General features: G+C 63.1%; 24 protein-coding genes. 16 read left to right on the top strand and 8 right to left on the bottom strand.

Translation table 11 applies throughout. The features are described from left to right. Positions 1–12: 12 nt before the first annotated feature. Both ATC00_RS06245 and ATC00_RS06250 read left to right on the top strand, forming a co-directional pair. The gene (locus ATC00_RS06245; RefSeq protein ID WP_064252293.1) at positions 13–492 is read left to right on the top strand and encodes a chemotaxis protein CheW; all 480 of its coding nucleotides are present in this window, start codon (positions 13–15) and stop codon (positions 490–492) included. Between the two features lie 412 nt (positions 493–904). Then, positions 905–2,683, top strand: coding sequence for a methyl-accepting chemotaxis protein (locus ATC00_RS06250; RefSeq protein ID WP_064252294.1), 1,779 nt, complete (start codon positions 905–907; stop codon positions 2,681–2,683). 240 nt (positions 2,684–2,923) lie between these two features. Here ATC00_RS06250 and ATC00_RS06255 read toward each other — a convergent pair whose 3' ends face one another. The 7 genes from ATC00_RS06255 to ATC00_RS06290 all read right to left on the bottom strand — a co-directional run bounded on the left by ATC00_RS06255 (position 2,924) and on the right by ATC00_RS06290 (position 11,113). Further along, the gene (locus tag ATC00_RS06255; protein WP_064252295.1) at positions 2,924–3,154 is read right to left on the bottom strand and encodes a formate dehydrogenase subunit delta; all 231 of its coding nucleotides are present in this window, start codon (positions 3,152–3,154) and stop codon (positions 2,924–2,926) included. Between the two features lie 20 nt (positions 3,155–3,174). Continuing rightward, complete coding sequence (fdhD, locus tag ATC00_RS06260) at positions 3,175–4,092, bottom strand: formate dehydrogenase accessory sulfurtransferase FdhD (protein ID WP_037389733.1); 918 nt, start codon at positions 4,090–4,092, stop codon at positions 3,175–3,177. A gap of 8 nt (positions 4,093–4,100) precedes the next feature. Then, a complete protein-coding gene (fdhF, locus tag ATC00_RS06265; RefSeq protein ID WP_064252296.1) occupies positions 4,101–6,980 on the bottom strand; it encodes a formate dehydrogenase subunit alpha in 2,880 nt (959 codons plus the stop codon). Between the two features lie 226 nt (positions 6,981–7,206). Further along, positions 7,207–8,763, bottom strand: a complete 1,557-nt coding sequence (locus ATC00_RS06275) for a formate dehydrogenase beta subunit (RefSeq protein WP_064252298.1) — start codon at positions 8,761–8,763, stop codon at positions 7,207–7,209. Then, positions 8,760–9,239 carry a formate dehydrogenase subunit gamma gene (locus tag ATC00_RS06280; RefSeq protein ID WP_037389742.1) on the bottom strand — a complete coding sequence of 160 codons (480 nt, stop codon included), beginning with the start codon at positions 9,237–9,239 and terminating at the stop codon, positions 8,760–8,762. Before ATC00_RS06280 ends, ATC00_RS06275 begins: the two co-directional genes overlap by 4 nt. A gap of 173 nt (positions 9,240–9,412) precedes the next feature. After that, positions 9,413–10,309: a LysR family transcriptional regulator gene (locus ATC00_RS06285; protein ID WP_037389743.1), complete on the bottom strand. Its 897-nt coding sequence runs from the start codon at positions 10,307–10,309 to the stop codon at positions 9,413–9,415. A 33-nt stretch (positions 10,310–10,342) separates the two neighbouring features. Continuing rightward, complete coding sequence (locus ATC00_RS06290) at positions 10,343–11,113, bottom strand: SDR family NAD(P)-dependent oxidoreductase (RefSeq protein ID WP_037389745.1); 771 nt, start codon at positions 11,111–11,113, stop codon at positions 10,343–10,345. Between the two features lie 179 nt (positions 11,114–11,292). Between ATC00_RS06290 and ATC00_RS06295 the strand changes: the two genes are divergently transcribed. The 10 genes from ATC00_RS06295 (at position 11,293) to ATC00_RS06340 (ending at position 22,197) form a co-directional block, all read left to right on the top strand. Then, positions 11,293–12,057 (top strand): DeoR/GlpR family DNA-binding transcription regulator, encoded by a 765-nt coding sequence (locus ATC00_RS06295; RefSeq protein WP_037389747.1) that lies wholly within the window; start codon positions 11,293–11,295, stop codon positions 12,055–12,057. Positions 12,058–12,186: 129 nt separating this feature from the next. Next, on the top strand, positions 12,187–13,704 hold the full coding sequence (gene glpD / locus ATC00_RS06300; RefSeq protein WP_082912093.1) for a glycerol-3-phosphate dehydrogenase: 1,518 nt from the start codon (positions 12,187–12,189) through the stop codon (positions 13,702–13,704). A 41-nt stretch (positions 13,705–13,745) separates the two neighbouring features. Beyond that, positions 13,746–14,816, top strand: coding sequence for an ABC transporter ATP-binding protein (locus ATC00_RS06305; protein ID WP_037390044.1), 1,071 nt, complete (start codon positions 13,746–13,748; stop codon positions 14,814–14,816). Between the two features lie 21 nt (positions 14,817–14,837). Next, positions 14,838–15,908: an ABC transporter ATP-binding protein gene (locus ATC00_RS06310; protein ID WP_037389753.1), complete on the top strand. Its 1,071-nt coding sequence runs from the start codon at positions 14,838–14,840 to the stop codon at positions 15,906–15,908. A gap of 1 nt (position 15,909) precedes the next feature. Next, the gene (locus tag ATC00_RS06315) at positions 15,910–16,776 is read left to right on the top strand and encodes a carbohydrate ABC transporter permease (protein ID WP_018235191.1); all 867 of its coding nucleotides are present in this window, start codon (positions 15,910–15,912) and stop codon (positions 16,774–16,776) included. Positions 16,777–16,797: 21 nt separating this feature from the next. Continuing rightward, positions 16,798–17,622, top strand: coding sequence for a carbohydrate ABC transporter permease (locus tag ATC00_RS06320; protein WP_052035617.1), 825 nt, complete (start codon positions 16,798–16,800; stop codon positions 17,620–17,622). 30 nt (positions 17,623–17,652) lie between these two features. Beyond that, positions 17,653–17,934 (top strand): DUF2160 domain-containing protein, encoded by a 282-nt coding sequence (locus ATC00_RS06325; protein WP_064252300.1) that lies wholly within the window; start codon positions 17,653–17,655, stop codon positions 17,932–17,934. An 80-nt stretch (positions 17,935–18,014) separates the two neighbouring features. Continuing rightward, the gene (locus tag ATC00_RS06330) at positions 18,015–19,739 is read left to right on the top strand and encodes an ABC transporter substrate-binding protein (RefSeq protein WP_037389758.1); all 1,725 of its coding nucleotides are present in this window, start codon (positions 18,015–18,017) and stop codon (positions 19,737–19,739) included. 282 nt (positions 19,740–20,021) lie between these two features. Then, complete coding sequence (locus ATC00_RS06335) at positions 20,022–21,494, top strand: nucleobase:cation symporter-2 family protein (protein ID WP_064252376.1); 1,473 nt, start codon at positions 20,022–20,024, stop codon at positions 21,492–21,494. 97 nt (positions 21,495–21,591) lie between these two features. Continuing rightward, positions 21,592–22,197: a deaminase gene (locus tag ATC00_RS06340; RefSeq protein WP_064252301.1), complete on the top strand. Its 606-nt coding sequence runs from the start codon at positions 21,592–21,594 to the stop codon at positions 22,195–22,197. Positions 22,198–22,237: 40 nt separating this feature from the next. Here ATC00_RS06340 and ATC00_RS06345 read toward each other — a convergent pair whose 3' ends face one another. After that, positions 22,238–22,666, bottom strand: coding sequence for a Fur family transcriptional regulator (locus ATC00_RS06345; protein ID WP_064252302.1), 429 nt, complete (start codon positions 22,664–22,666; stop codon positions 22,238–22,240). Between the two features lie 123 nt (positions 22,667–22,789). On the opposite strand from ATC00_RS06345, the gene ATC00_RS06350 reads away from it, so the two are divergent. From ATC00_RS06350 to ATC00_RS06365, 4 genes are read left to right on the top strand one after another with little or no spacing between them, the layout of a single operon-like run. Then, on the top strand, positions 22,790–23,695 hold the full coding sequence (locus ATC00_RS06350) for a metal ABC transporter substrate-binding protein (RefSeq protein WP_037389765.1): 906 nt from the start codon (positions 22,790–22,792) through the stop codon (positions 23,693–23,695). Continuing rightward, complete coding sequence (locus ATC00_RS06355) at positions 23,692–24,621, top strand: manganese/iron ABC transporter ATP-binding protein (protein WP_037389767.1); 930 nt, start codon at positions 23,692–23,694, stop codon at positions 24,619–24,621. Before ATC00_RS06350 ends, ATC00_RS06355 begins: the two co-directional genes overlap by 4 nt. Continuing rightward, on the top strand, positions 24,618–25,478 hold the full coding sequence (locus ATC00_RS06360) for a metal ABC transporter permease (protein ID WP_037389769.1): 861 nt from the start codon (positions 24,618–24,620) through the stop codon (positions 25,476–25,478). Before ATC00_RS06355 ends, ATC00_RS06360 begins: the two co-directional genes overlap by 4 nt. Further along, on the top strand, positions 25,475–26,326 hold the full coding sequence (locus tag ATC00_RS06365) for a metal ABC transporter permease (RefSeq protein WP_064252303.1): 852 nt from the start codon (positions 25,475–25,477) through the stop codon (positions 26,324–26,326). Before ATC00_RS06360 ends, ATC00_RS06365 begins: the two co-directional genes overlap by 4 nt. Positions 26,327–26,531: the final 205 nt, after the last annotated feature.

Consider the following 26,531-nt stretch of genomic DNA (forward strand, 5'->3'; position numbering starts at 1 on the left):
AAGGAGCTTTAAATGACAGGCACGTTGAAAACGGCTGGATTTGACGGCGAGACGCTGGAGATCATCGCGTTCCGCCTCCACGACCAGGAATTCTGCGTCAAGACGACGACGATCCGCGAAATCCGCGGCTGGGCGCCGTCGACGCCGATCCCGCATTCGCCGCCGGAAGTGATCGGGGTCATGAACCTGCGCGGCACGGTGATCCCGATCATCGACCTCGCCCACAAGCTCGGCATGAAATCGACCGTTGCCAACGAGCGCAGCGCCATCGTCGTCGCCGAAGTCCACAACATGGTAATCGGCCTCGTCGTCGACCGCGTCTCCGACATTCTGACGGTGCAGGGCAGCCAGGTGCAGCCGGTACCGGAAGTCACCGCCTCCTTCGACAAGAGCTTCGCCGAAGGCATCATCGCCAACGAGAGCGGAATGATCTGCTTCCTCAACCTCGCCCGCATGTTCAAGGAACGTGAGGCGGAAGACCTCGCCGCCTGACATTCGGACATACGGAATTCCGATCGAGGCCGTCTCGCTTTTGCGCGACGGCCTTTTTTGTTGCGGCTCTCCGCGTCGGCAGCCGGCACAACTTTTCGCGGAAAACTTGGGCATCAAGTACAACCAGTAATAACATAACAACTTTATGCAACTGATATTTGATATCTACTATTTAACACTGCATTAACTCATAAAATCTAACCTGAGTTGCATCCCGCCGCGGGCATGAAGCCCAGGAATCCCTCGACACATCAAGCGCCGACCCGCGTTTGGCGGCTGACGGCGGGACAGAAACAGTCGACAGCATTTTGGTTTCTACCCGGGTAGCGAATGCAACCCGGCGCGAGCCCGGTCAATCAAGGACCCATCCCGTATCGATTTAGCCAAGCGAAGCGAGTTTTGGAGACCACTCATGTTTTCTTTTGCGAAGCGTTCGGATTCCAACCACATCATTGCAGCATTGTCGAAATCGCAGGCGATCATCCAGTTCGATCTCACCGGCAACATCCTCACCGCCAACGAGAATTTCTGCAAAGCCCTCGGCTACAACCTGCAGGAGATTGTCGGCCAGCATCATCGCATCTTCTGTCCTGCCGACTATGCCGCCACGCCGCAATACCGCGAGTTCTGGGCGCGTCTCGGCCGCGGCGAGTTCGACAGCAATGCCTATAAGCGCGTGACCAAGGCCGGGCGGGAGATCTGGATTCAGGCGACCTACAATCCGGTGTTCCGCAACGGCAAGCCGTACAAGGTGATGAAATTCGCAACGGATATCACCGACGCAAAACTGAAAGCCACCGAAGATGCGGGCAAACTCGACGCGATCGCCCGATCGCAGGCGGTGATCGAATTCACGCCCACCGGCGAAATTATCACCGCCAACGAAAATTTCTGCAACGCCCTCGGCTATCGTCCGTCGGAAATCGAGGGACGCCATCACAGCATGTTCTGCGAGCCGAACTATGCCCGCACGGCCGAGTACAGCGAGTTCTGGAGGCGGCTTGCCCAGGGCGAGTTCATCGCCGGCGAATTCGTCCGCCATGGCAAGGGCGGCAAGGAAATATGGATTCAGGCCGCCTACAACCCGATCCGCGATCCGAACGGCAAGGTCTACAAGGTCGTCAAGTTCGCGACCGATGTCAGCGAACGGATGGCGGCGATCAACGCGCTCGGCGCCGGCCTGCGGTCGCTGGCGGAGGGCGACCTGACCCGGTCACTGGACACGCCATTCGTGCCGAGCATGGAGGCCGTGCGCAGCGACTTCAACGATGCGGTCGTCCGCCTCTGTCGCGCCATGCAAACGGTCGGCGAAAATGCCGGTGCGATTGCCGGCGGCGCGAGCGAGATCAGGTCCGCCGCCGACGACCTGTCGAAGCGGACCGAGCAGCAGGCCGCATCGGTCGAGGAAACGGCCGCGGCACTCGACGAGATCACCACCACGGTCGCCGATTCGAGCCGCCGAGCCGAGGAAGCCGGCCAGCTCGTTGCAAAGACGAAAGACGGAGCCGAACATTCGAGGCTCGTCGTCCAGAACGCCATCGGTGCGATGGACCAGATCGAGCAATCATCGCGCGAGATCAGCAACATCATCGGCGTGATCGACGACATTGCCTTCCAGACCAATCTCTTGGCGCTCAATGCCGGCGTCGAGGCGGCGCGCGCCGGCGAGGCCGGCAAGGGCTTCGCGGTCGTGGCGACGGAGGTGCGGGAACTGGCCCAGCGCTCGGCAAGTGCCGCAAAGGATATCAAAGCCCTGATCACCACCTCCGGCGAGCATGTTCGCAACGGCGTCTCGCTGGTCGGACAGACAGGCACGGCGCTGGAACAGATCCTCGTCCAGGTCCAGGAGATCAACCTCAACGTCTCGGCGATCGTCGAAGCGGCGCGGGAACAGGCGACGGGTCTCAGGGAAATCAACCAGGCGGTCAACGCGATGGATCAGGCAACGCAGCAGAACGCCGCCATGGTGGAGGAAAGCACGGCCGCAAGCCACGCCATGTCGCGCGAGGCCGAGGCTCTCTACGGCCTTCTTCGGCAATTCCGCATCGGCCAGGATAACCTCGGTGCAGCCGAAATGCGCGCAGAGCCCCTTGCCTCACCGGCTCGCGCTCGCGCGCCAAGGGCGGCACGAGGCGCCCAAAAGGGAAACCTCGCGGTCGTCACGGCTGCCGAAGGCTGGCAGAATTTCTGAGCGCACCCGAACCCCGCGCTCGATCAAGGGAAGGTGGCACCTGGCGCCTTCCCTTTGCCGGCTAAATGCTTGGATAGCAGATACGCCTCCCCACAAAAGGAGGGGCTAGGCGCCCGGGGTAACCGCCGGCGTATTCCAACCGTCTCGTCGGGAGCACGCAGGCCGATGGGAGCGTGGGCGGCGCGGCATCGTAGCCCCTCCCCCTTGTGCAGAGGGGTTGGGGAGGGCATTCTTGCTGGCCTACGCCGCTTCCGGCTTCCGGATCTTCGGTGCCGCTTCCAGCACCAGCGGGTTCAATCCCTCGCCGCCGTGCTCGATGTGCTCGAACAGCTTGCGACGCATCCGCGATTCCCAGTATTTGTTGATATGCGTCGCCACGCCCTGCGCCGCCTCATTCGCCGGTTGGCTCTGAAAGAAGGTGGCAATCTGGTTCGCCATGTAGATGAGCTTGGCGTTGGTATTTGCAGACATCGGCGACAGCTCCGCTTCTCTCAAAATGGTTCAGAGCGAGAGACGCGCGGGGAAAACGGCGCCCGCTCCTCCTCGTCCCGCTCTATGCGCTCGGCATGGGTGAAAATTTCGAACTCGTTGCCGCGCACCAGCGCGATCAGCGTCATGCCGGCCTCCTCCGCCGTGCGGATGGCAAGCGCCGTCGGCGCCGAAATGGCGATGATCACCGGGCTTCCCGTGATCGCCGTCTTCTGCACCATCTCGACGGAGACCCGCGAAGTGACGACGACCGCGCCCTGCGCGCCCTTGAAACCGGCCCGCGCGGCAGCCCCCGTCAGCTTGTCGAGCGCGTTGTGGCGACCGACATCCTCGCGAACCGCAATCAGCCCCCGGCCCGGCACGTAAAAGGCCGCCCCATGGACGGCGCGCGTCTTAAGGTGCAGGGGCTGCTGACCGTTGAGCATCGCCACGGCGCGAACGACATCCTCATCGGAAAGCCGCAGCGACGAACCTGAAACGTCCGGCGTCGTTCGAACCGCCTGCTCGATCGATTCGATACCGCAAAGACCGCAACCGACAGGCCCCGCCATGTGGCGGCGGCGCAGGCGCAACGCGTCGTTCTGCTCGTCCCTGAGGCGAATCTGCAGGTCGATGCCATTGTCCTCGGCGATGACCTCGACGTCTTCGACCTGATCGGGATCGGTGATGATGCCTTCGGTCAGGCTGAAGCCGACGGCGAAATCCGCGAGATCGGCCGGCGTTGCCATCATCACCGCATGCGTCGACCCGCCATAGGTGAGCGCAATCGGCGTCTCCTCCGGTACGTGGCGTGACTGCGAGACGAGAACGCCCGCTCGCCGCGCCTCTTCCGGAACCTTCGCCGTGGTGCTGAAGCGGCTCCTTTCGGCCGCCCCGACGGTGACGGCAGCGGGAGAGGGCGGGCGTCGTTTTCCTGCCATCGCGCTTCCTACTCCGCCGCCTCCAGCTTGCCGGCAATCCGCCGCGACTGGCGGGCCTGCTCGTCATAGTCGATCTGCCAGTCGGTCGGCCCGTTCGAGGGCGAGACCTGCACCGCCGTCACCTTGTACTCCGGGCAATTGGTTGCCCAGTCGGAGAAATCGGTGGTGATGACGTTCGCCTGCGTCGTCGGATGATGGAAGGTGGTGTAGACGACGCCCGGCGCGACGCGATCGGTGATCAGCGCCCGGAGCGTCGTGTCACCCGAGCGGCTGGCAAGCCGGACCCAGTCGCCGTCGCGGATGCCGCGCTGCTCCGCATCGTGCGGGTGGATCTCCAGCCGGTCCTCCGGGTGCCAGACGACATTGTCGGTACGCCGCGTCTGGGCGCCGACATTGTAGTGGCTGAGGATGCGGCCGGTGGTGAGCAGCAGCGGGAAGCGCGGGCCGGTCTTCTCGTCGGTCGCCACATATTCCGTGCGGATGAACTTGCCCTTGCCGCGCACGAAGCCGTCGACATGCATGATTGGCGAACCGAGCGGCGCCTTTTCGTTGCAGGGCCACTGCACCGAGCCCATCTCGTCGAGATAGTCATAGGAGACCAGGGCGAAAGTCGGCGTCGTCGCGGCGATCTCGTCCATGATCTCGGACGGATGGCCATAGTTCCAGTCGAGCCCCATGGCCTGGGCCAGCTTCTGCGTCACCTCCCAGTCGGCATAGCCGTTCTTCGGCCGCATCACCTTGCGCACGCGGTTGATACGGCGCTCGGCATTGGTGAAGGTGCCGTCCTTTTCGAGGAAGGTCGAGCCCGGAAGGAAGACATGCGCGTAGTTGGCCGTCTCGTTGAGGAAGAGGTCCTGCACCACGACGCATTCCATCGCCGCAAGGCCCGCTGCCACGTGCTTGGTGTCCGGATCCGACTGCAGGATGTCCTCACCCTGGATGTAGAGCCCCTTGAATGTGCCGTCGACCGCCGCGTCGAGCATGTTCGGGATGCGCAGGCCCGGCTCGTTGTTGAGCGTCACGCCCCAGAGCTTCTCGAAGGTCTCGCGCGTCGCGTCGTCCGAGATGTGCCGGTAGCCCGGCAGTTCGTGCGGGAAGGAGCCCATGTCGCAGGAGCCCTGCACGTTGTTCTGGCCGCGCAGCGGATTGACGCCGACGCCCGGCCGGCCGATGTTCCCGGTGACCATGGCAAGGTTGGCAATCGCCATGACCGTGGTCGAACCCTGGCTGTGCTCGGTGACGCCGAGCCCGTAATAGATCGCGCCGTTGCCGCCGGTGGCGTAAAGGCGGGCAGCCCCGCGCACCAGTTCGGCCGCAACGCCGGTATGGGCCTCGGTCGCTTCCGGGCTGTGATAGGGCTCGGCCACGAAGGCGGCCCAGTCCTCGAACTCCGACCAGTCGCAGCGCTCGCGAATAAAGGCCTCATCGGCCAAGCCCTCGGTGACGATGACATGGGCGAGCGCCGTCAGGATGGCGACGTTGGTGCCCGGCTTGATCGGCAGGTGGTACGAGGCTTCGACATGGGCCGAGCGGACGAGGTCGATCCGGCGCGGATCGATGACAATCAGCTTGGCGCCCTCGCGCAACCGCTTCTTCAGCCGCGAGGCAAAGACCGGGTGACCGTCGGTCGGGTTGGCGCCGATGATGATCGCGACGTCGGTGTGCTCGACGCTGTCGAAATTCTGCGTGCCGGCCGAGGTGCCGAAGGTCTGGTTGAGGCCGTAGCCGGTCGGCGAATGGCAGACGCGGGCGCAGGTATCGACATTGTTGTTGCCGAAGCCGGCGCGCACCAGCTTCTGCACCAGATAGGTTTCCTCATTGGTGCAGCGCGACGAGGTGATGCCGCCGACCGAATCGCGGCCGTACTGGTACTGGATGCGGCGGAACTCGGAAGCCACATGGGCATAGGCCTCCTCCCAGGTCACCTCGCGCCAGGGATCGCTGATCTTGTCGCGGATCATTGGATTGAGGATGCGATCCTTGTGGCTGGAATAGCCATAGGCGAAGCGGCCCTTGACACAGGAATGGCCGCGGTTCGCCTGGCCGTCCTTCCACGGCACCATGCGCACCAGCTCCTCGCCGCGCATCTCCGCCTTGAAGGAGCAGCCGACGCCGCAATAGGCGCAGGTGGTGACGACCGAATGCTCCGGCTGGCCGATCTCGATCACCGACTTTTCCGTCAGCGTCGCCGTCGGGCAGGCCTGCACGCAGGCGCCGCAGGAGACGCATTCGGAGGAGACGAAATCCTCGCTCATGCCGGCGGAAACGCGCGAATCGAAGCCGCGGCCGCTGATCGTCAGCGCAAAGGTACCCTGCACTTCCTCGCAGGCCCGCACGCAGCGCGAGCAGACGATGCATTTCGCCGGATCGAAGGTGAAATATGGGTTGGATTCGTCCTTCGGCGCCCACTGGATATTGATCTCGCCATTGTTGCGCGCCTTGACGTGGTTGGACCCATCATAGCCATAGCGCACGTCGCGCAGGCCCACGGCACCGGCCATGTCCTGCAGCTCGCAATCGCCATTGGCCGCACAGGTGAGGCAGTCGAGCGGGTGGTCGGAGATATAGAGCTCCATGACCCCGCGGCGGACATCTTTCAGCCGCTGCGTCTGGGTCGAAACGCTGATGCCCTGTGCGACTGGCGTCGTGCAGGAAGCCGGCATGCCGGCCCGGCCCTCGATCTCGACCAGACAGAGGCGGCAGGAGCCAAAGGCGTCCATCATGTCAGAGGCACAGAGCTTCGGCACCTCGATGCCCGCTTCCATCGCCGCCCGCATGATCGACGTGCCTTCCGGCACGCTGATCTCCTGCCCGTCGATCGTCAGCGTCACGAGCTTTTCGGACTTGGAAGCAGGAGTGCCGTAATTGATTTCATGAACGAGAGACATTAACGGGCCTCCTGAGAAATTGCGATCAGCGAGGGCTTGCCCCCCTCTGCCCTGCCGGGCATCTCCCCCACAACGGGGGAGAATGGATGTGGCACGCTCTGCGTTCCCAGCGGAGGGTTCCAATCGCAGAATCGTTTTAGCGGGAGCGGGCGGCCAGCCGCGAGTCGATCTCCCTCCTTGTGGGGGAGATGGCCGGCAGGCCAGAGGGAGGTGTTCGCCGCGTTCATCATTCCGCAGCCTCCGCCACCGGCGCCGGCGAGAAATCCTCCGGGAAATGCGTCATGGCGCTCACCACCGGATAGGGAGTGAAGCCGCCGAGAGCGCAGAGCGAGCCGAACTTCATCGTGTTGCAAAGATCGGCGAGCAGTTCGCGGTTCTTCTCCGGCTCGATGCCGGCCGCGATCTTGTCCGCGACCTCGACGCCGCGCGTCGAGCCGATGCGGCAGGGCGTGCACTTGCCGCAGCTTTCGATGGCGCAGAACTCCATGGCGAAGCGGGCCTGCTTTAGCATGTCGGCCGTGTCGTCGAAGACGACGATGCCGGCATGGCCGATCAGCCCGTCTTTTGCCGCGAAAGCCTCGTAGTCGAAAGGCGTGTCGAACAGCGCCCGCGGGAAATAGGCACCGAGCGGACCGCCGACCTGCACCGCCTTGACCGGCCGGCCGCTTGCCGTTCCGCCGCCGATCTCGTCGACGATCTGGCCAAGCGTCAGGCCGAAGGCCGTCTCATAGAGGCCGGCATGCTTGACGTTGCCGGCGATCTGGATCGGGATCGTGCCGCGCGACCGGCCCATTCCGAAGTCGCGGTAGTAGGCGGCGCCCTTGTCGAGGATCACCGGCACAGATGCGAGCGAGATGACGTTGTTGATCACCGTCGGACGATCGAACAGGCCCTTGTGGGCCGGCAGCGGCGGTTTGGCGCGCACCAGCCCGCGCTTGCCTTCGAGGCTGTTTAGAAGCGAGGTCTCCTCGCCGCAGACATAGGCGCCGGCGCCGGTCCTGACTTCCATGTCGAAGGCATGCGCCGAACCGAGAACCGAGCTGCCGAGCACGCCCGCGGCACGGGCGACCTCGATCGCAGCGCTCACCGCCGCGATCGCATGCGGATATTCGGAACGGGTGTAGACGTAACCCTTGGTCGCACCGGTGGCGATGCCGGCGATCGCCATGCCCTCGATCAGCACGAAGGGATCGCCCTCCATGATCATCCGGTCGGCGAAGGTACCGCTGTCGCCCTCGTCGGCATTGCAGACAATGTATTTCTGGGATCCCTGGGTCTCAAGGACGGTTTTCCACTTGATGCCGGTGGGGAAACCGGCACCGCCGCGGCCGCGCAGGCCGCTTTCAGTGACTTCGGCGACGATCGCCGCCGGCGCCAAGGAGACGGCCTTCTTGAGGCCGCGCAAGCCGCCATGGGCGCGATAGTCGTCGAGCGACAGCGGATCGATGACGCCGCAGCGGGCGAAGGTCAGCCGCGTCTGGTTCCTGAGGAACGGGAGCTCTTCGGTCTTGCCGAGGCAGAGCGGATGCGCGCCGCCCGAGGTGAACCCGGCATCGAGCAGCGAGGCGACATCGCGCGCCTTCACCGGACCGTAGGCGACGCGCCCCTCGGCCGTTTCGACCTCGACGAGCGGCTCCAGCCAATGCATGCCGCGCGAGCCGTTGCGGACGATCATTGCGTCGAGGCCGCGCACCGCGATCGCCTCGGCCATCGCCGCAGCCACCTTTTCGGCACCAAGGGCAATCGCTGCGGCATCGCGTGGAATGTAGATCTTCACCGTCATCGGCGTGCCTCCGCGACCAGCGCCTCGAGCTCCGCGTCGTCAAGCCGCGCATGCACCTCGCCGTCGAGCATCGCCGACGGCGAGCAGGAACAGAGCCCGAGACAGTAGACCGGCTCCAGCGTCACGGCGCCGTCCGGCGTCGTCTCGTGGAAATCGATGCCGAGCAGCGCCTTGGCACGCTCGGCAAGCCGGTCACCGCCCATCGACTGACAGGCCTCGGCACGACAGAGTTTCAATACATGCCGGCCTGCCGGGTGCTCGCGGAAATCGTGATAGAAGGTGACGACGCCGTAGACTTCGGCGCGCGACAGGTTGAGTTCGCGGGCGATCACCGGCAGGGATTCCTGCGGCACATAGCCGAACTCGTCCTGGATCTCGTGCAGGATCGGCAGAAGCGGGCCTTCCAGCCCCTTGAGTTCGCCGACAATCGCCAGCGTGCGTTCGGTCACGTCTGCGCGCGGCAGAAGAATATTCACCCGAAGAGCCCTCCCGGCTCGGGGCGCATCAAGGTCCTGCTTGGACCGCCATACGCCAGATTTCACAGGCTGTTGCAGAGATCGGAGCCTCTTCGGCCTCTGCACAGGCAATAAGCTTCGCGCTTATGGGCAGAAGGGTCAATAATGCTGTTCCGTCGATCGATAGAAAAAATCTATTGAGCGCCGTTGCGCTCGCTGAGCATGCGTGCCTCATGCAGCAGGGCCGAGACCAATGGCGTAAACGGCTCACGATAGGTCGCCACCAGGCCAACCGTGTGGCGCACGTCCGGCTCGACGATCGGAATCAACCGGATATCCTGGGGAAACCCGAAGGATTTCGCGACGTTATGAGGCATGATGCTCGCCCAGCGTCCTGTTCTTACGTGGGAAAAAAGAACGATCATCGAGTTCGATTCGAGCGTTGGGCTCGCCACCGCTCCGGCATCGGCAAAATGCTGATTGATGATACGCCGGTTCTGCATGTCGGCCGTCAATAGACAAAGCCGAATGTTGCTAACTTCCTTCCAGGTCACGCTTTCGCGATCGGAAAGCGGGGTCCCGGCGGCGGTAACCAGATGATATTGCTCGATCTGCAGCGGCACGCTGGTGACGCGGCCGAGCGGTTCGTTCTCCAGATAGGTCAGCCCCGCGTCGATTTCGAGATTTTCGAGGAGCGCCAGGATCTGCAGCGACGTGGTCGAAAGCACCGAAAAGGTCACGTCGGGGTGTTTTTCCTGAAAGGGTGCGGTGATGAGCGGCACCATCGAGAGCGTCGTCGGGATGGCGGCGAGACGGATATGGCCGGAAAGGCCCTTGCGCGCCGCCCGCATCTCCTCGCGCATGGTGCGCGTATCGCCGACGATCCGCCGCGCCCATTCGAGCACCCGCTGGCCCTCAGGCGTCAGCCCCTGAAAGCGCGAGCCGCGATTGACGAGAATGACGCCGAGCTGGTCCTCGAGCTGGCGAATTGCCGCCGACAGCGTCGGCTGCGTCACGCCGCACTCCTCCGCCGCGCGGCCGAAATGCCGTTCGCGGGCGAGCGCGAGAAAGAATTCCAGCTTGTCTATCATGCCTGGCCTTTAGAATCGATTCCGAATCGCCGCTCAAGCGATTAGCTGGCCGCCGTTCACCTCCAGCACCTGGCCGGTGACATAGCCGGAAAGCGCATGCGAGGCGAGGAAGAGATAGACGGGCGCGCAATCCTCGGCGGTTCCGAGCCGCCCGAGCGGGATCGACTTGCGCGTCGCCTCCAGCTTTTCGGGTGTCGAATAGCGGTCGTGGAAATCGGTGGTGATCGTGCCGGGCGAGACGCAATTGACGCGGATACCTTCCGGCGCCAGTTCACGTGCCAGCGCCTTGGAATAGGCGGCGACGAAAGCCTTGGTGGCGGAATAGATCGACGAGCCGGCGCTGCCGCCGGAGCGCGCCGAGATCGACACCGTATTGACGATCGCCGGATACGTGCCCTTGCGCAGGAGCGGCAGCATCGCCCTGGTCATCTCCACGACCGAGGTCTGATTGAGCTGGACGATCGTCCGGTATTCGTCGTCGGTCAAATCAGCAGCCGGAAAACGGCCGACCATGGTCCCGGCATTATTGACGAGAACGTCGAGTCTGTCGAAACGGCTCCTCACCTCCTCGGCAAGGGACTCGACCCCCCCGGGGGCGAGAAAATCCGCCGCCGAGAGGAACGCCCTGCCTTCCCCCGCCGCCAGGTCGAGAAAATCGGGTCGGACGTCGGAAAGCGTCCGGCCGACGTGCGCCAGCACCCGCGCACCGCAATCGAGGAACTGTCGGGCGACTTCCAGTCCGATGCCGCGGCCCGCGCCGGTCACCACCACATTCATGCCTTTGAACAAGGCCGGATGATACATGAGCTTGCCTTCCTCCTTGAACGTAAACCACGCTGACGCATCCCACACTGGATTGCAACGACCGGTACGCCGGCGATTGCGTCATCGAAAATCGAAACGCAACCAATCGCTGATTCTGAAATTGCGCGGCTTTCGTTTTTGCATATTATGAAAGAAAACGAAAACAGAGGGAGCGAAGCATGTATCTCACCGGACGGCAAGCGGAGATTCTGGACCTGGCCAAGGCCGAAGGCCGGGTGCTCGTCGAGGAACTTGCGCAGCGTTTCTCGGTGACGCCGCAGACGATTCGCAAGGATCTGAACGACCTCTGCGATGCCCGGGTCTTGAACCGCATCCATGGCGGCGCGATCTTTCCGAGCGGCAAGGAAAATGTGAAATACGACGCGCGACGCCAGATCGCCGCGGCCGAAAAGCAGGCGATCGGCCGCGCCGCCGCCGCCCTCATCCCCGACAACGCCTCGCTCTTCATCAATATCGGCACCACCACCGAAGCGGTCGGCGAGGCGCTTCTCGACCACAAGGAACTGATGGTCATCACCAACAATATCAACGTTGCCAATCGGTTGCGGGTCTTCCCCTCGATTGAGGTGGTGATCGCCGGCGGCGTCGTGCGCGGTTCGGACGGCGGCATCGTCGGCGAGGCGGCGGTCGATTTCATCAGGCAGTTCAAGGTCGATTTCGCCGTGATCGGCGCTTCCGCGATCGACCATGACGGCGCGCTTCTCGATTTCGATTATCGCGAAGTGAAAGTGGCGCAGGCGATCATCGCCAATGCGCGCCACGTCATCCTGGTGTCCGATTCGACGAAGTTCGAACGCACCGCCCCCGTGCGGATCGGCCATATCTCCCAGGTCCAGACCTTCATCACCGACCGCTGCATCATTGAAAACGTTCGGAAAATCTGTTCCGAGCAAGGCGTCAAGCTGGTCGAAACCGAGGCCTGACCGTACCGAAAGCCTGCCCGCCAGATTCGTGAATCATTCGTTTGACATTCGAAATGTTTTCATTTTAACTGCCTTCACTTTCGCGATGACATGAATTTGTGCATTGCGAAAAGTGGAGGGGCAATCGCGGTGTCAGAGCAGGCAATCTTCGACGTCTTTGTCATAGGCGGCGGCATCAACGGATGCGGCATTGCGCGTGATGCGGCCGGCCGGGGATATTCGGTCGCCCTTGCCGAAATGGACGACTTCGCCTCCGGCACCTCGTCCGGCTCCACCAAGCTCATTCATGGCGGCCTGCGCTATCTCGAGCATTACGAGTTCCGGCTGGTGCGCGAGGCGCTGATGGAGCGCGAGGTGCTCTGGGCAATGGCGCCGCATGTCATCTGGCCGATGCGCTTCGTTCTGCCCTATCACAAGGGCGGCCTGCGGCCGGCCTGGCTGATCCGCCTCGGCCTCTTTCTCTACGACCATATCGGCGGCCGCAAGCTGCTGCCGGCGACGAGCACGCTGGACATGACCCGCGATCCGGCCGCCGCACCGCTGAAGCGTCTCTTCACCAAGGCCTTCGAATATTCCGACGGCTGGGTAGACGACGCCCGGCTGGTGGTGCTGAACGCCCGCGATGCCGCCGACCGGGGCGCAAGGATTATGGCCCGCACCCGCGTCGTCTCGGCCCGCCGCGACAACGGTCGCTGGGCGATTGAGACCGAGGACGCGCTTACCGGCAAGCGCGAAACCGTACGCGCCCGCCTGCTCGTCAATGCCACCGGCCCCTGGGTAGACCGGGTGCTCGCCGATGCGATCGGCAAGAACGACGTCCACAATGTCCGCCTAGTCCAGGGCAGCCACATCGTCGTGAAGAAAAAGTTCGACGATCCGCGCGCCTATTTCTTCCAGAACCCGGACGGGCGGATCATGTTCGCCATTCCCTACCAGGACGATTTCACCCTGATCGGCACCACCGACCGGGATTTCACCGGCAATCCGGCCGAGGTGCGCATCAGCGACGCCGAGATCGATTATCTCTGCAGATCGGCAAGTGAGTATTTCAGCGATCCGGTGACGAAGGACGACATCGTCTGGACCTATTCGGCGGTTCGCCCGCTCTATGACGATGGCGCAAGCAAGGCGCAGGAAGCGACGCGCGACTATGTGCTGCGCCTCGAAGGTGAGAACGGCCAGGCGCCGCTCCTCAATATCTTCGGCGGCAAGCTCACGACCTACCGGCGGCTGGCCGAATCGGCGCTTGAGAAGATCGGCGAGGCGATCGGCATAAAGGGTAGCAAGTGGACCGCCGGATCGCATCTGCCGGGCGGCGACTTTCCGGCTGCCGGTTACGATGCCGAGGTCGCCAAGTTGAAGACGCACTATCCCTTTCTGGCCGCTTCGCATGCCCGGCGTCTGGTGCGCCTCTATGGCACGCGCGCGAAACAGCTTCTCGACAATGCCGCAAGCGAGGCCGATCTCGGACGACGCTTCGGTGCCGATCTCTATGCGGCCGAGGTCGATTGGCTCATCGCGCATGAATGGGCATTGCGCGCGGAGGACGTGCTTTGGCGCCGAACAAAGCTGGGCCTGAAGCTGTCGCGGGCGGAAACCGCGGAACTGGAGGAATACATGCGGGACGCGGCCAGCGCCGCCGCCTGATGTCCTGCAACCGAAATGCCGATGGCTGGGTGGAGAATTCGATGCTTGAAATGAAGAACATATCCAAGGTCGTGGGCGGGGAGACCCATATCCACCCGACCAACCTTGCGTTGGAGCGGGGTTCGCTCAACGTGCTGCTCGGCCCGACCCTCTCCGGCAAGACGTCGCTGATGCGGCTGATGGCCGGTCTCGACAAGCCCGCCTCCGGTTCGATCCATTTCGACGGCGCCGACGTCACCGGCGTGCGCGTGCAGCAGCGCTCCGTCGCCATGGTCTACCAACAGTTCATCAACTATCCGGCGATGACCGTCTACGACAACATCGCCTCGCCGATGCGAATCAAGGGTGCCGACAACGCCACGATCGACCGGGAAGTCCGCAAGGCCGCCGAACTCCTGAAGCTCACCCCCTATCTCGACCGCACGCCGCTCAATCTCTCCGGCGGCCAGCAGCAGCGCACCGCCCTTGCCCGCGCCATCGTCAAGAATGCCGACCTGGTGCTGCTCGACGAGCCGCTCGCCAATCTCGACTACAAGCTGCGCGAGGAACTGCGCGAGGAACTGCCGAAGATCTTCGCCGCCTCTGGCGCCATTTTCGTCTATGCGACGACCGAACCTTCGGAAGCGCTGCTGCTCGGCGGCAACACCGCCGCCTTGAGCGAGGGCCGCATCACCCAGTTCGGCCGAACGATCGACGTCTACCGGCGTCCGGTCGACATCGTCACCGCCCGCACCTTCGCCGATCCGCCGCTCAACACGATCGCGCTGATGAAAGCCGGGTCGCATTTCACGCTCGAAGGTAAGCCGGTGCTTTCCGTTCCCCCGCATCTCGCGACGGTTTCCGACGGCCCATGCACGGTCGCCTTCCAGCCGCACCACATTTCCTTCGACCAGCCGAACGGCAGCGGCGACCCGCTCGCCGTCAAGACGGCAATTTCCGAGATCGCCGGTTCGGAGAGCTTCATTCACGTCGGCTTCGCCGATGCGCGCTGGGTCATGCTGGCGCCCGGCATTCACGATATCGAACCGGACGCGACCCTCGAGGTCTTCGTCGACACCCGCCACCTGATGGCCTTCGGGCCGGACGGCCGGGCGATCGGCGGGACCGCGTAAGGGAGGCGCTGGGAGGAGACCATGGCACGCATCAATCTCGAACATATCCGCCACGCCTACGGCGCCAAGCCGAAGTCTGAGGCCGACTACGCGCTGAAGGAAGTCCATCACGAATGGAACGACGGCGGCGCCTATGCGCTGCTCGGCCCTTCCGGCTGCGGCAAGACCACGCTGCTCAACATCATTTCCGGGCTGATCAACCCGTCGGAAGGCCGCATCCTCTTCGATGGCACTGACGTGACTCAGCTGACGACGCAGCACCGCAACATCGCCCAGGTGTTTCAGTTCCCGGTCATCTACGACACCATGACTGTCTACGACAATCTCGCCTTCCCCCTGCGCAACCGCCACGTGCCGGAAGCCGAGGTCGACCGTCGCGTCAAGGAGATCATCGAGATGACCGGTCTCGGCGGCTGGGCGAACAAGACCGCGCGCGGGTTGACGGCCGACCAGAAGCAGAAGATTTCGCTCGGCCGCGGCCTGGTGCGCTCCGACGTCAGCGCCATCCTGTTCGACGAGCCGCTGACCGTCATCGATCCGGAGATGAAATGGGTGCTGCGCTCGCAGATCAAGCGGCTGCACAAGCAGTTCGGCTTCACCATGGTCTATGTCACCCACGACCAGACCGAGGCGCTGACCTTCGCCGACAAGGTCGTAGTCATGTATGACGGCCAGATCGTCCAGATCGGCACGCCGGCCGAGCTCTTCGAGCGTCCACGCCACACCTTCGTCGGCTACTTCATCGGCTCGCCGGGCATGAACGTCTTGCCGGCCGAGATCGCCGGCAATACGGCAGCAGTCGGCAGCGAGAGCATCGCCCTGAACTTCCAGCCGAAGGTCAAGGCCGGCGCCAAGACCGAACTCGGCATTCGCCCGGAATTCATCTCGCTCGGCCGCCAGGGCATGCCGGTGGCGATCACCAAGGTCGAGGATATCGGCCGCCACAAGATCGTCCGCGCCCACTTCGCCGACCGGCCGATCTCGATCATCGTCGACGAGGACGGCGAGATCCCCGCCGAACCGCGCGTCACCTTCGACCCGAAGGCAATCAACATCTACGCCGATTCCTGGCGCATCGGCGAGGAGGCCTGACATGGAAAAGACCTGGAACAACAAGGCCTGGTTCATGGTCCTGCCGGTTCTGGTGCTGGTCGCCTTCTCGGCGGTGATCCCGCTGATGACCGTCGTCAACTATTCGGTGCAGGACACCTTCGGCAACAACGAGTTCTTCTGGGCCGGCACCGACTGGTTCCTGGATGTGCTCGAATCCGACCGCTTCTGGGATGCGCTGACCCGCAACCTGATCTTCTCGGCGATCATACTGGCGATCGAGATCCCGCTCGGCATCGTCATCGCCCTCAACATGCCGAAGAAGGGCATCGGCGTGCCGATCTGCCTGGTGCTGATGGCGCTGCCGCTCCTGATCCCGTGGAACGTCGTCGGCACCATCTGGCAGGTCTTCGGCCGCGTCGACATCGGCCTGCTCGGCCGCACACTCGCCACGCTCGGCATCAACTACAACTACGTACAGAACCCGCTCGACGCTTGGGTGACGCTGATCATCATGGATGTCTGGCACTGGACGAGCCTCGTCGTGCTGCTCTGCTATGCCGGTCTCGTCTCGATCCCGGACGCCTATTATCAGGCGGCCAAGATCGACGGTGCCTCGCGCTGGTCCGTGTTCCGCTACATCCAGCTGCCGAAGATGAAGCGCGTGCTGCTGATCGCCTTCCTGCTGCGCTTCATGGACAGCTTCATGATCTATACGGAACCCTTCGTCGTCACCGGCGGCGGCCCAGGCAACTCGACCACCTTCCTGTCGATCGATCTCGTCAAGATGGCGATCGGCCAGTTCGATCTCGGCCCGGCCGCAGCCCTCTCGATCATCTACTTCCTGATCATCCTGCTGCTCTCGTGGATATTCTACACCGTGATGACCACGAGCGACGCGCAAGGCTGAGAACGGGAGGGAGGAAACACCATGATGACCAACAAGCAACCGCTGTCGCAGCGCCTCTCCTGGCTGGTGCCGACACTCTATATCGTTTTCCTGCTCCTGCCGATCTACTGGCTCGTCAATATGAGCTTCAAGGAGACGAGCGAGATCCTCAGCACCTTTTCGCTGTGGCCGCAGAATCCCACGCTTCGCAATTACACGGTGATCTTCACCGACCCTTCCTGGTATTCGGGCTACATCAACTCGATCACCTATGTCGTCTTGAACACCTTGATCTCGGTGACCGTAGCGCTGCCGGCGGCCTATGCCTTCTCACGCTACCGTTTCCTCGGCGACAAGCACCTGTTCTTCTGGCTCCTGACCAACCGGATGGCTCCGCCAGCGGTGTTCGCGCTGCCCTTCTTTCAGCTCTATTCCGCCTTCGGCCTGATCGACACGCATATCGCCGTCGCCATCGCGCATTGCCTGTTCAACGTGCCGCTCGCGGTGTGGATCCTGGAAGGCTTCATGTCCGGTGTGCCGAAGGAAATCGACGAGACCGCCTATATCGACGGCTATTCCTTCCCGCGCTTCTTCGTGAAGATCTTCGTGCCGCTGATCGCCTCGGGCATCGGTGTCGCCGCCTTCTTCTGCTTCATGTTCTCCTGGGTCGAGCTCCTGATCGCCCGCACGCTGACGACGACCGACGCCAAGCCGATCGCTGCCACGATGACGCGCACGGTTTCAGCCTCCGGTCTGGACTGGGGCGTGCTTGCCGCCGCCGGTGTGCTGACGATCATCCCAGGCGCGCTCGTCATCTACTTCGTCCGCAATTACATCGCCAAGGGCTTCGCGCTCGGCCGCGTCTAGTCCTCCGACCATTCAAGGGAGATTTCGCCAATGGACTTTTCATGGATGGCATGGACGCTGCCGACGGCGCTGTTCTTCCTGGCGATCGCGCTGATGCTCGTCGGCATGGGCGTCTGGGAATATGTCTCGCCCGGCGGCAATCCGCGCGTCGGCGTCCTGCGCTTCGAGACGACCCGCGGTGACCGGCTCTTCGTCTCGCTGCTCGGAAGCGCATTCATTCACCTCGCCTGGCTGGGGCTGGTCGGCGCAAATCTCTGGTGGGCGCTTGCCCTCTCGGCGATCTACGCCATCGGCGTGTTCCGCTACGTTTGAGGCATCGGAATGAAGGGCGCCGGTCGCGCTCTTCGAAACTGCAAGGAAACGCAATCGCAAAACCCAAAGGGAGGAAATTTATGCGACGGCACCTTTTGACTACGACGGCGGCCATGCTGCTGGCACTTACCGGAACGGCCTTCGCGGGCATGGACGAGGCGAAGCAGTTCCTCGACAAGGAAATCGGCGATCTCTCCTCGCTCGACCGCGCGTCCCAGGAAGCGGAAATGCAATGGTTCGTCGATGCGGCGAAGCCCTTTGCCGGCATGGAGATCAAGGTCGTTTCCGAAACGATCACCACGCACGAGTATGAAGCGAAGACCCTGGCGAAGGCCTTCTCCGATATCACCGGCATCAAGGTCACCCACGACCTGATCGGCGAAGGCGACGTCGTCGAAAAGCTGCAGACGCAGATGCAGTCGGGAGAGAACGTCTACGACGCCTATATCAATGACTCCGACCTGATCGGCACCCATTGGCGCTACCAGCAGGCCCGCAACCTGACCGACTGGATGGCCAACGAAGGCAAGGACGTCACCAACCCGAACCTCGACATCGACGACTTCATCGGCAAGTCCTTCACCACCGCTCCGGACGGCAAGCTCTACCAGCTTCCCGACCAGCAGTTCGCCAACCTCTATTGGTTCCGCTACGACTGGTTCAACGATCCGAAGATCCAGGAAGAGTTCAAGGCCAAGTACGGGTACGACCTCGGCGTTCCGGTCAACTGGTCGGCCTATGAGGACATTGCCGAGTTCTTCAACGGCCGCGAGATCGACGGCAAGAAGGTCTATGGTCACATGGACTACGGCAAGAAGGACCCGTCGCTCGGCTGGCGCTTCACCGACGCCTGGCTGTCGATGGCCGGCAACGGCGACAAGGGCATCCCGAACGGCCGCCCGGTTGACGAGTGGGGCATCAAGGTCGACGAGAATTCCCGTCCGGTCGGCTCCTGCGTCGCGCGTGGCGGCGACACCAACGGCCCGGCCGCGGTCTACTCGATCGAGAAGTACCTGACCTGGCTGAAGAGCTACGCTCCGCCGGAAGCTCAGGGCATGACCTTCTCCGAATCCGGTCCGGTACCGGCCCAGGGTGCGATCGCCCAGCAGATGTTCTGGTACACGGCGTTTACCGCCGACATGGTCAAGGACGGTCTGCCGGTCGTCAACGCCGACGGCACGCCGAAGTGGCGCATGGCACCCTCGCCGCACGGCGTCTACTGGAAGGACGGCATGAAGCTCGGCTATCAGGACGCCGGCTCCTGGACGCTGCTGAAGTCGACCCCGGACGACCGCGCCAAGGCCGCCTGGCTCTACGCGCAGTTCGTCACCTCGAAGACCATCGACGTGAAGAAGAGCCATGTCGGCCTCACCTTCATCCGCCAGTCGACCCTCGACCATCCGAGCTTCACCGAGCGCGCTCCGAAGCTTGGCGGCCTGATCGAGTTCTACCGCTCGCCGGCCCGCCTGCAATGGTCGCCGACCGGCACGAACGTGCCTGACTATCCGAAGCTGGCCCAGCTGTGGTGGCAGGCGATCGGCGACGCTTCTTCCGGCGCCAAGACGGCGCAGGAGGCGATGGACTCGCTTTGCGCCGAGCAGGAGAAGGTGCTGCAGCGCCTCGAGCGCGCCGGCATCCAGGGCGACATCGGTCCGAAGCTCGCCGAAGAGCACGATCTCGAATACTGGAACAAGGACGCCGTCTCCAAGGGCAACCTCGCTCCGCAGTTGAAGGTCGAGAACGAGAAGGAAAAGCCGATCACCGTCAATTACGACGAGCTGGTCAAGAGCTGGCAGACCAACTAAGTCCAGCGAAACAAAAAGCGCCGCCGGGATGTTCGGGCGGCGCCACACGGACGGAGATGCGGCGCCGGGGCTGGCAACAGCTCCGGTTTTCGCTTTCCTTGCGGCTGAGCGCCGGTCCATTGTTCTCGCCATCGCACCTGACCGAACGCATTACCGCCGTACAACCGTAAACTGTTTCCCCTTTTTCGATAAAGTCAGGCTCCGCAGCCGATGCCATAGTTTGCCACCCATCTCTAGGAGGAGGTGTGGGGAATGCACGCAAAGGTTTTGGAGGAGATTACCTTGGCAAAAAGCGCAAAGGAAACTGCGGCGCCACCGCCCCCGGAGGATGAGAAGCTCGGCATCGGCGCCAACCTGGCCTATGGTTTGCAGCACGTACTTACAATGTACGGCGGTATCGTTGCCGTGCCGCTGATCCTGGGTCAGGCCTCTGGCCTCAGTCCCGGCGAGATCGGCCTGCTCGTCACCGCATCGCTTTTCGCCGGGGGCCTCGCCACCATGCTGCAGACGCTCGGCCTGCCGTTCTTCGGGAGCCGGTTGCCGCTGGTCCAAGGGGTTTCTTTTTCCGGCGTCGCGACGATGATCGCCATTTCCGGCAATGGCGGCATGCAGTCGGTGCTGGGCGCGGTCATGGCCGCATCGCTGATCGGTCTTCTGATCACGCCGATCTTTTCGCGGATCACCCGCTTCTTCCCGCCGCTCGTCACCGGCATCGTAATTACCACAATCGGCTTGGCGCTGATGCCGGTCGCAGCCCGCTGGGCCATGGGCGGCAACAGCGCCGCATCGGATTTCGGCAGCCCGGCCAACATCCAGCTGGCTGCGGTAACGCTCGTCATCGTGCTCTTGCTCAGCAAGCTCGGAAACGCAGCGATCTCGCGGCTCTCGATCCTGCTGGCGCTGATCATCGGCACCGGCATCGCCTACTTCGCCGGCATGGCCGATTTCTCCAGAGTGGCCGAAGGACAGTTCTTCGCCCTCCCGACAATCTTCCACTTCGGCTATCCGACCTTCGAGATTGCCGCGATCGTGTCGATGTTCATCGTCATCATGGTGACGCTGGTCGAGACCTCGGCAGACATCCTTGCCGTCGGCGAAATCATCGAGACGAAAGTGGATTCGCGCCGCCTTGGCGACGGGCTGAGGGCGGACATGCTGTCGAGCCTCATTGCGCCGGTCTTCGGCTCCTTCACCCAGAGCGCCTTTGCTCAGAATGTCGGGCTGGTGGCGGTCACCGGCGTCAAGAGCCGCTACGTGGTGGCGACGGGCGGCCTGTTTCTCGTGATGCTCGGCCTGCTGCCGGTCATGGGCCGCATCGTGGCGGCGGTTCCGAGCGCCGTGCTCGGTGGCGCCGGCATCGTGCTCTTCGGCACGGTTGCCGCGAGCGGCATCCGCACCCTCTCAAAGGTCGACTACAACAACAACATGAATCTCGTCATCGTCGCCACCTCGATCGGCTTCGGCATGATCCCGATCGCCTCTCCCGGCTTCTACGAGCACTTCCCCGCCTGGTTCGCGACGATCTTCCATTCCGGCATCAGCTCCGCGGCACTGATGGCGATCAGCCTCAACCTGATCTTCAATCACCTGACCGCCGGCAACTCCGACCAGCAATCGGTGTTCGTCGCGGGAACGGAGCGAACGCTCCGATACCAGGACATCGCGCGACTGCACGATGGCGACTATTTCCTCAATGGCAAGCTCTACGACGCGAAAGGCCTCGAGGTGCCGGTGATCGCGTCCGAAGCGCACTAATCCCAACCACCGCAACTAAATCACTCTTTGCGCCAGAAACCGGTCCCGACCGCTCTCGAGCGGACCAGCGGCACGGACACAAGAACAAGGAACAATCATGTCACAAGAAGACGAAACGCTCGGCTTGCTCGACGCCCTGCTGAAGACCATGGAGCATGGCATCATCCCTGCGACGGAAGCCGGGGTCGCGGCCGGCAACAAGATCTTCGGCGCCGCCCTGCTGAAGAAATCCGATCTCTCAATCGTCCTCGTCGAGACCAACAATGAAACCGAGAACCCGCTCTGGCACGGCGAGGTCCACACTTTGAAGCGGTTCTACGAATTGGCAGGCACCGAACGCCCGGATTCGCGCGACCTGATCTTCCTGTCGACGCACGAACCCTGCTCAATGTGCTTGTCGGCGATTACCTGGGCGGGCTTCGACAATTTCTACTATTTCTTCAGCCACGAGGATTCGCGTGACGCCTTTTCAATCCCGCACGACCTGAAGATCCTCAAGGAAGTCTTCACACTGGAGCCGGGCGGCTACAATCGGACGAACGCTTTCTGGAAGGGCAGTTCGATCACCAAACTGATCGCCGAGTTTCCGGAGGCCGACCGAGCGCGGCTTCAACAGCGGGCCGAGGCGATCAGCCGGAAATATGCCGAGCTCTCGGCCACCTACCAGGCCGGCAAGGAGAACAATGCCATTCCGCTGAACTAAGCCCGCCTCCGCGGCTTGGTCTCCGTCGAAGCCTTGCCGCTCAGTCCTTGCGCTTCCGGCAATAGAGTTCCAGCCGGTGGCGCACCAGGTCGTAGCCGAGCTCGGCGGCGATTTCGGCCTGTAGTTGCTCGATCTTGTCGGAGCGGAACTCGATCACCGCTCCGGTTTCGATGTCGATCAGGTGGTCGTGATGCGGCGCGTCGGCGGTCTCGAAACGAGCCGTCGCATTTTCGAAGGCGTGCCGCTGCACGACCCCCTGCTGCTCCAGCGCCGACAGAGTGCGGTAGACGGTCGACAGCGACACGGTCGCGTCGATTTCCTTGGCGCGCCGATGCAGTTCGCTCGCATCCGGATGATCTTCGGCTTCGGCCAGAATCTTCAGAATCGCGGCGCGCTGGCGGGTGACGCGCACGCCTCCTTCACGAAGAATTTCCTCCAGTTCGGCGATCCGATTCTTGGCTTGTCTCATCGGGCGACACTAGCCAAGGGCAATGGTTTTGAAAATAGCTAGTTGCAAATGGTTCTCATGTGCATTGACTTATGCAGGCCATTCGCCTACCCATAGCCTGGGTCCAAGATTGAGGAGTGATGGATGATCGATCCGACGCGGCGCATGATTCTGGCGGCAGCAGCGGCAATGGCTGCCTTTTCCCTCCTGCCCGGCGCGGCAGCGGCGGCGGACAAATTCAAGGCGGTGACCACCTTCACGGTCATTGCCGACATGGCGCAGAACGTTGCGGGTGACGCTGCGATCGTCGAATCGATCACCAAGCCAGGCGCCGAGATCCACAACTACCAGCCGACACCGCGCGACATCCTGAAGGCGCATGACGCCCAGCTCATCCTCTGGAACGGCCTCAACCTCGAGCTCTGGTTCGAAAAGTTCTTCCAGAACTTCGACGACATTCCGGGCGTCGTCGTCTCCGAGGGCGTCGAGCCGATGGGCATCGCCGAAGGCCCCTATACGGGCAAGCCGAATCCACATGCCTGGATGTCGCCATCGGCGGCGCTGATCTATGTCGACAACATCCGCGACGCCTTCGTGAAGTTCGACCCGGCGAATGCCGAAACCTACAAGGCCAATGCCGAAGCCTATAAGAAGAGGATCGAGGCGACCATCGCGCCGATTAAGGCAGAGCTCGACAAGATCCCTGCGGAAAAGCGCTGGCTGGTTTCGAGCGAAGGCGCGTTCAGCTATCTCGCCCGCGATTTCGGCCTGAAGGAGCTCTATCTCTGGCCGATCAATGCCGATCAGCAGGGCACGCCGCAACAGGTGCGCAAGGTGATCGACGCGGTCAGGGCCAACCACATTCCGGTGGTCTTCTCCGAAAGCACAATTTCGCCCGATCCGGCCCAGCAGGTGGCGCGCGAGACGGGTGCCAAATATGGCGGCGTGCTCTATGTGGATTCCTTGAGCGAGGCCGACGGACCGGTCCCGACCTATATCGATCTCCTGCGTGTCACCTCCGAAACCATCGCGAAAGGTCTTACGCAATGAATCTGCAGGTAAAGCCCCGGCCCACCCCGCGGACTGGTCCTCAGGACGAGGGCGGCGGCATTCGCGTCCGCAATGCCACCGTCACCTACCGCAACGGCCATCGCGCCCTGCAGGACGCCTCCTTCGAGATTCCGACCGGCACGATCGCCGCGCTGGTCGGGGTCAACGGCAGCGGCAAGTCGACCTTGTTCAAGGCGATCATGGGCTTCGTCCGGCTGGCCAAGGGCGACATCTCAATTCTTGGCCTCGACGTGCCGCAGGCCCTGAAGAAGAATCTGGTCGCCTATGTCCCCCAAGCCGAGGAGGTCGACTGGAATTTTCCGGTCCTCGTCGAGGACGTGGTGATGATGGGCCGCTACGGCCACATGAACATGCTGCGGATGCCGAAGAAGGCCGACCATGATGCGGTCGAGGCGGCGCTGGCGCGGGTCGGCATGAGCGATTTCCGCAAGCGCCAGATCGGCGAGCTTTCCGGCGGCCAGAAAAAGCGCGTCTTCCTCGCCCGAGCGCTCGCCCAGGACGGCCGCGTCATCCTGCTCGACGAGCCCTTCACCGGCGTCGACGTGAAGACCGAAGACGCGATCATCCGTCTGCTGGTGGCGCTTCGCGATGAGGGGCGGGTGATGCTCGTCTCCACCCACAATCTCGGCAGCGTGCCGGAATTCTGCGACCGCACCATTCTCCTGAAAAATACCGTTCTCGCCTACGGCCCGACCGAGACCACCTTCACCCGCGACAATCTCGAACTCGCCTTCGGCGGCGTGCTGCGCCATTTCGTGCTTGGCGGCGACAGCCTGCACGACGATGCCGACCCCCGCCAGCTCTCCGTCATCACCGACGATGAACGGCCGCTCGTCATGTATGGCGCGAAGGGCCAGATGGTGACGCAACCGGCCAAGCCCGAGACCGAGGCGGACGCGGAATGATCGCCACGCTTCTGGAGCCGTTCACCTATACCTACATGCTGAACGCCATGTGGGTCAGCGCGCTCGTCGGTGCCGTCTGCGCCTTCCTCTCCGCCTATCTGATGCTGAAGGGCTGGTCGCTGATCGGCGACGCGCTCTCCCACGCGATCGTGCCGGGCGTCGCCGGCGCCTATATGCTCGGCCTCCCCTTCTCGCTTGGCGCCTTCTTTTCCGGCACGCTTGCCGCCGCCGCCATGCTGTTCCTCAATCAGCGCACCCGGCTGAAGGAGGATACGATCATCGGGCTGATCTTCACCTCCTTCTTCGGCCTCGGCCTCTTCATGGTGTCGCTGTCGCCGACATCCGTGAACATTCAGACGATCGTGCTCGGCAACATCCTTGCCATCACCCCGGCCGATACGCTGCAGCTCGCCATCATCGGCATCGTCTCGCTACTGATCCTCTCGGCGAAATGGAAGGACCTGATGGTCACCTTCTTCGACGAGAGCCACGCCCGCTCGATCGGCATCAATACGACCGTGCTGAAGGTGCTGTTCTTCACCCTGCTTTCGGCCTGCACGGTGGCGGCGCTGCAGACGGTCGGCGCATTTCTCGTCATCGCCATGGTCGTCACCCCGGGCGCCACCGCCTATCTGATCACTGACCGCTTTCCGCGGCTGATCCTGATCAGCATCGCCATCGGCGCCGCAACGAGCTTCCTAGGCGCCTATGCGAGCTATTTTCTCGACGGCGCGACCGGCGGCATCATCATTGTGCTGCAGACGCTGATCTTCCTCTGCGCCTTCGTGTTTGCCCCGAAACACGGGCTGATCGCCGCCCGCCGCCGCGCCTCCGAAGCATTGGAGGTCACGCAATGATGTCGCTCGACATGCTGCTTGCCGTCTTCGAATTCGAGTTCATGCGCAATGCGCTGATGATCTCGGTGCTGGTGGCGATCCCGACGGCGATGCTCTCCTGTTTCCTGGTGCTGAAGGGCTGGTCGCTGATGGGCGACGCCATCTCGCACGCGGTCTTTCCCGGCGTCGTGATCTCCTACATCGTCGGCCTGCCGCTTGCCGTCGGCGCCTTTGCCGCCGGCATGTGCTGCGCTTTGCTCACCGGCTACCTCAAGGACAACAGCCGCATCAAGCAGGACACGGTGATGGGCGTCGTCTTTTCCGGCATGTTCGGCCTTGGCCTCGTGCTCTACGTGAATATCCAGAGCGACGTGCATCTCGACCACATCCTGTTCGGCGACATGCTCGGCATCGGCTGGGGCGACATCCTCGAGACGGGCCTGATCGCGCTCCTCGCCGCCGGCATCCTCTCGTTAAAATGGCGCGACCTGCTGCTGCACGCCTTCGACCCGGCCCAGGCGCGTGCCGTCGGCCTGCCGGTTGGCTGGCTGCATTACGGGCTGCTCGCCATCCTGTCGCTGACGATCGTCGGCGCCTTGAAGGCCGTCGGATTGATCCTTGTCATCGCCATGCTGATCGCCCCCGGCGCAATCGCTTATCTGGTGACGCGGACGTTTCGCGGCATGCTGATCGCCGCGGTCGCCGTCGCCGTCGTCGCCTCCTTCGCGGGCGTCTACCTTTCCTTCTTCATCGACAGCGCCCCGGCCCCGACCATCGTCCTCCTGATGACGGCGATCTTTCTTGTCGCCTTCGCCTATTCCGCCTGGAGGACGGCGCGCATGGAAGTGCAGCGGACCCGCGTGGAGTAGAGGGCTCAACTGGACCACGGAAGACCCCTCCCCAACCCCTCCCCACAAGGGGAGGGGCTCCCAGCGGCAGCCCCCCGCGCGTAGTTTGGACGTCGTCGCTTGCAGCAACGTGGAGTTGGCAGGACGGCGACGCCGGGTGTAACCCCTCCCCCTTGTGGGGAGGGGTTGGGGAGGGGTTCTTCGCCCAACGGTAACCGCGCGCTTT

This window comes from Sinorhizobium americanum (assembly GCF_001651855.1).
Classification (GTDB): domain Bacteria; phylum Pseudomonadota; class Alphaproteobacteria; order Rhizobiales; family Rhizobiaceae; genus Sinorhizobium; species Sinorhizobium americanum.

What these genes read in the sequence shown, in the direction of transcription:
- ATC00_RS06295 (WP_037389747.1), top strand. Translation starts at nt 11,293, where the DNA reads ATGTATCTCACCGGACGGCAAGCGGAGATTCTGGACCTGGCCAAGGCC.
- ATC00_RS06340 (WP_064252301.1), top strand. Translation starts at nt 21,592, where the DNA reads ATGTCACAAGAAGACGAAACGCTCGGCTTGCTCGACGCCCTGCTGAAG.
- fdhD (WP_037389733.1), bottom strand. Translation starts at nt 4,092, where the DNA reads ATGGCAGGAAAACGACGCCCGCCCTCTCCCGCTGCCGTCACCGTCGGG.
- ATC00_RS06255 (WP_064252295.1), bottom strand. Translation starts at nt 3,154, where the DNA reads ATGTCTGCAAATACCAACGCCAAGCTCATCTACATGGCGAACCAGATT.
- ATC00_RS06245 (WP_064252293.1), top strand. Translation starts at nt 13, where the DNA reads ATGACAGGCACGTTGAAAACGGCTGGATTTGACGGCGAGACGCTGGAG.
- ATC00_RS06350 (WP_037389765.1), top strand. Translation starts at nt 22,790, where the DNA reads ATGATCGATCCGACGCGGCGCATGATTCTGGCGGCAGCAGCGGCAATG.
- ATC00_RS06250 (WP_064252294.1), top strand. Translation starts at nt 905, where the DNA reads ATGTTTTCTTTTGCGAAGCGTTCGGATTCCAACCACATCATTGCAGCA.
- ATC00_RS06320 (WP_052035617.1), top strand. Translation starts at nt 16,798, where the DNA reads ATGATGACCAACAAGCAACCGCTGTCGCAGCGCCTCTCCTGGCTGGTG.
- ATC00_RS06330 (WP_037389758.1), top strand. Translation starts at nt 18,015, where the DNA reads ATGCGACGGCACCTTTTGACTACGACGGCGGCCATGCTGCTGGCACTT.
- ATC00_RS06275 (WP_064252298.1), bottom strand. Translation starts at nt 8,763, where the DNA reads ATGACGGTGAAGATCTACATTCCACGCGATGCCGCAGCGATTGCCCTT.
- ATC00_RS06285 (WP_037389743.1), bottom strand. Translation starts at nt 10,309, where the DNA reads ATGATAGACAAGCTGGAATTCTTTCTCGCGCTCGCCCGCGAACGGCAT.
- ATC00_RS06355 (WP_037389767.1), top strand. Translation starts at nt 23,692, where the DNA reads ATGAATCTGCAGGTAAAGCCCCGGCCCACCCCGCGGACTGGTCCTCAG.
- ATC00_RS06345 (WP_064252302.1), bottom strand. Translation starts at nt 22,666, where the DNA reads ATGAGACAAGCCAAGAATCGGATCGCCGAACTGGAGGAAATTCTTCGT.
- ATC00_RS06315 (WP_018235191.1), top strand. Translation starts at nt 15,910, where the DNA reads ATGGAAAAGACCTGGAACAACAAGGCCTGGTTCATGGTCCTGCCGGTT.
- ATC00_RS06290 (WP_037389745.1), bottom strand. Translation starts at nt 11,113, where the DNA reads ATGTATCATCCGGCCTTGTTCAAAGGCATGAATGTGGTGGTGACCGGC.
- ATC00_RS06310 (WP_037389753.1), top strand. Translation starts at nt 14,838, where the DNA reads ATGGCACGCATCAATCTCGAACATATCCGCCACGCCTACGGCGCCAAG.
- ATC00_RS06360 (WP_037389769.1), top strand. Translation starts at nt 24,618, where the DNA reads ATGATCGCCACGCTTCTGGAGCCGTTCACCTATACCTACATGCTGAAC.
- ATC00_RS06365 (WP_064252303.1), top strand. Translation starts at nt 25,475, where the DNA reads ATGATGTCGCTCGACATGCTGCTTGCCGTCTTCGAATTCGAGTTCATG.
- fdhF (WP_064252296.1), bottom strand. Translation starts at nt 6,980, where the DNA reads ATGTCTCTCGTTCATGAAATCAATTACGGCACTCCTGCTTCCAAGTCC.
- ATC00_RS06305 (WP_037390044.1), top strand. Translation starts at nt 13,746, where the DNA reads ATGCTTGAAATGAAGAACATATCCAAGGTCGTGGGCGGGGAGACCCAT.
- ATC00_RS06325 (WP_064252300.1), top strand. Translation starts at nt 17,653, where the DNA reads ATGGACTTTTCATGGATGGCATGGACGCTGCCGACGGCGCTGTTCTTC.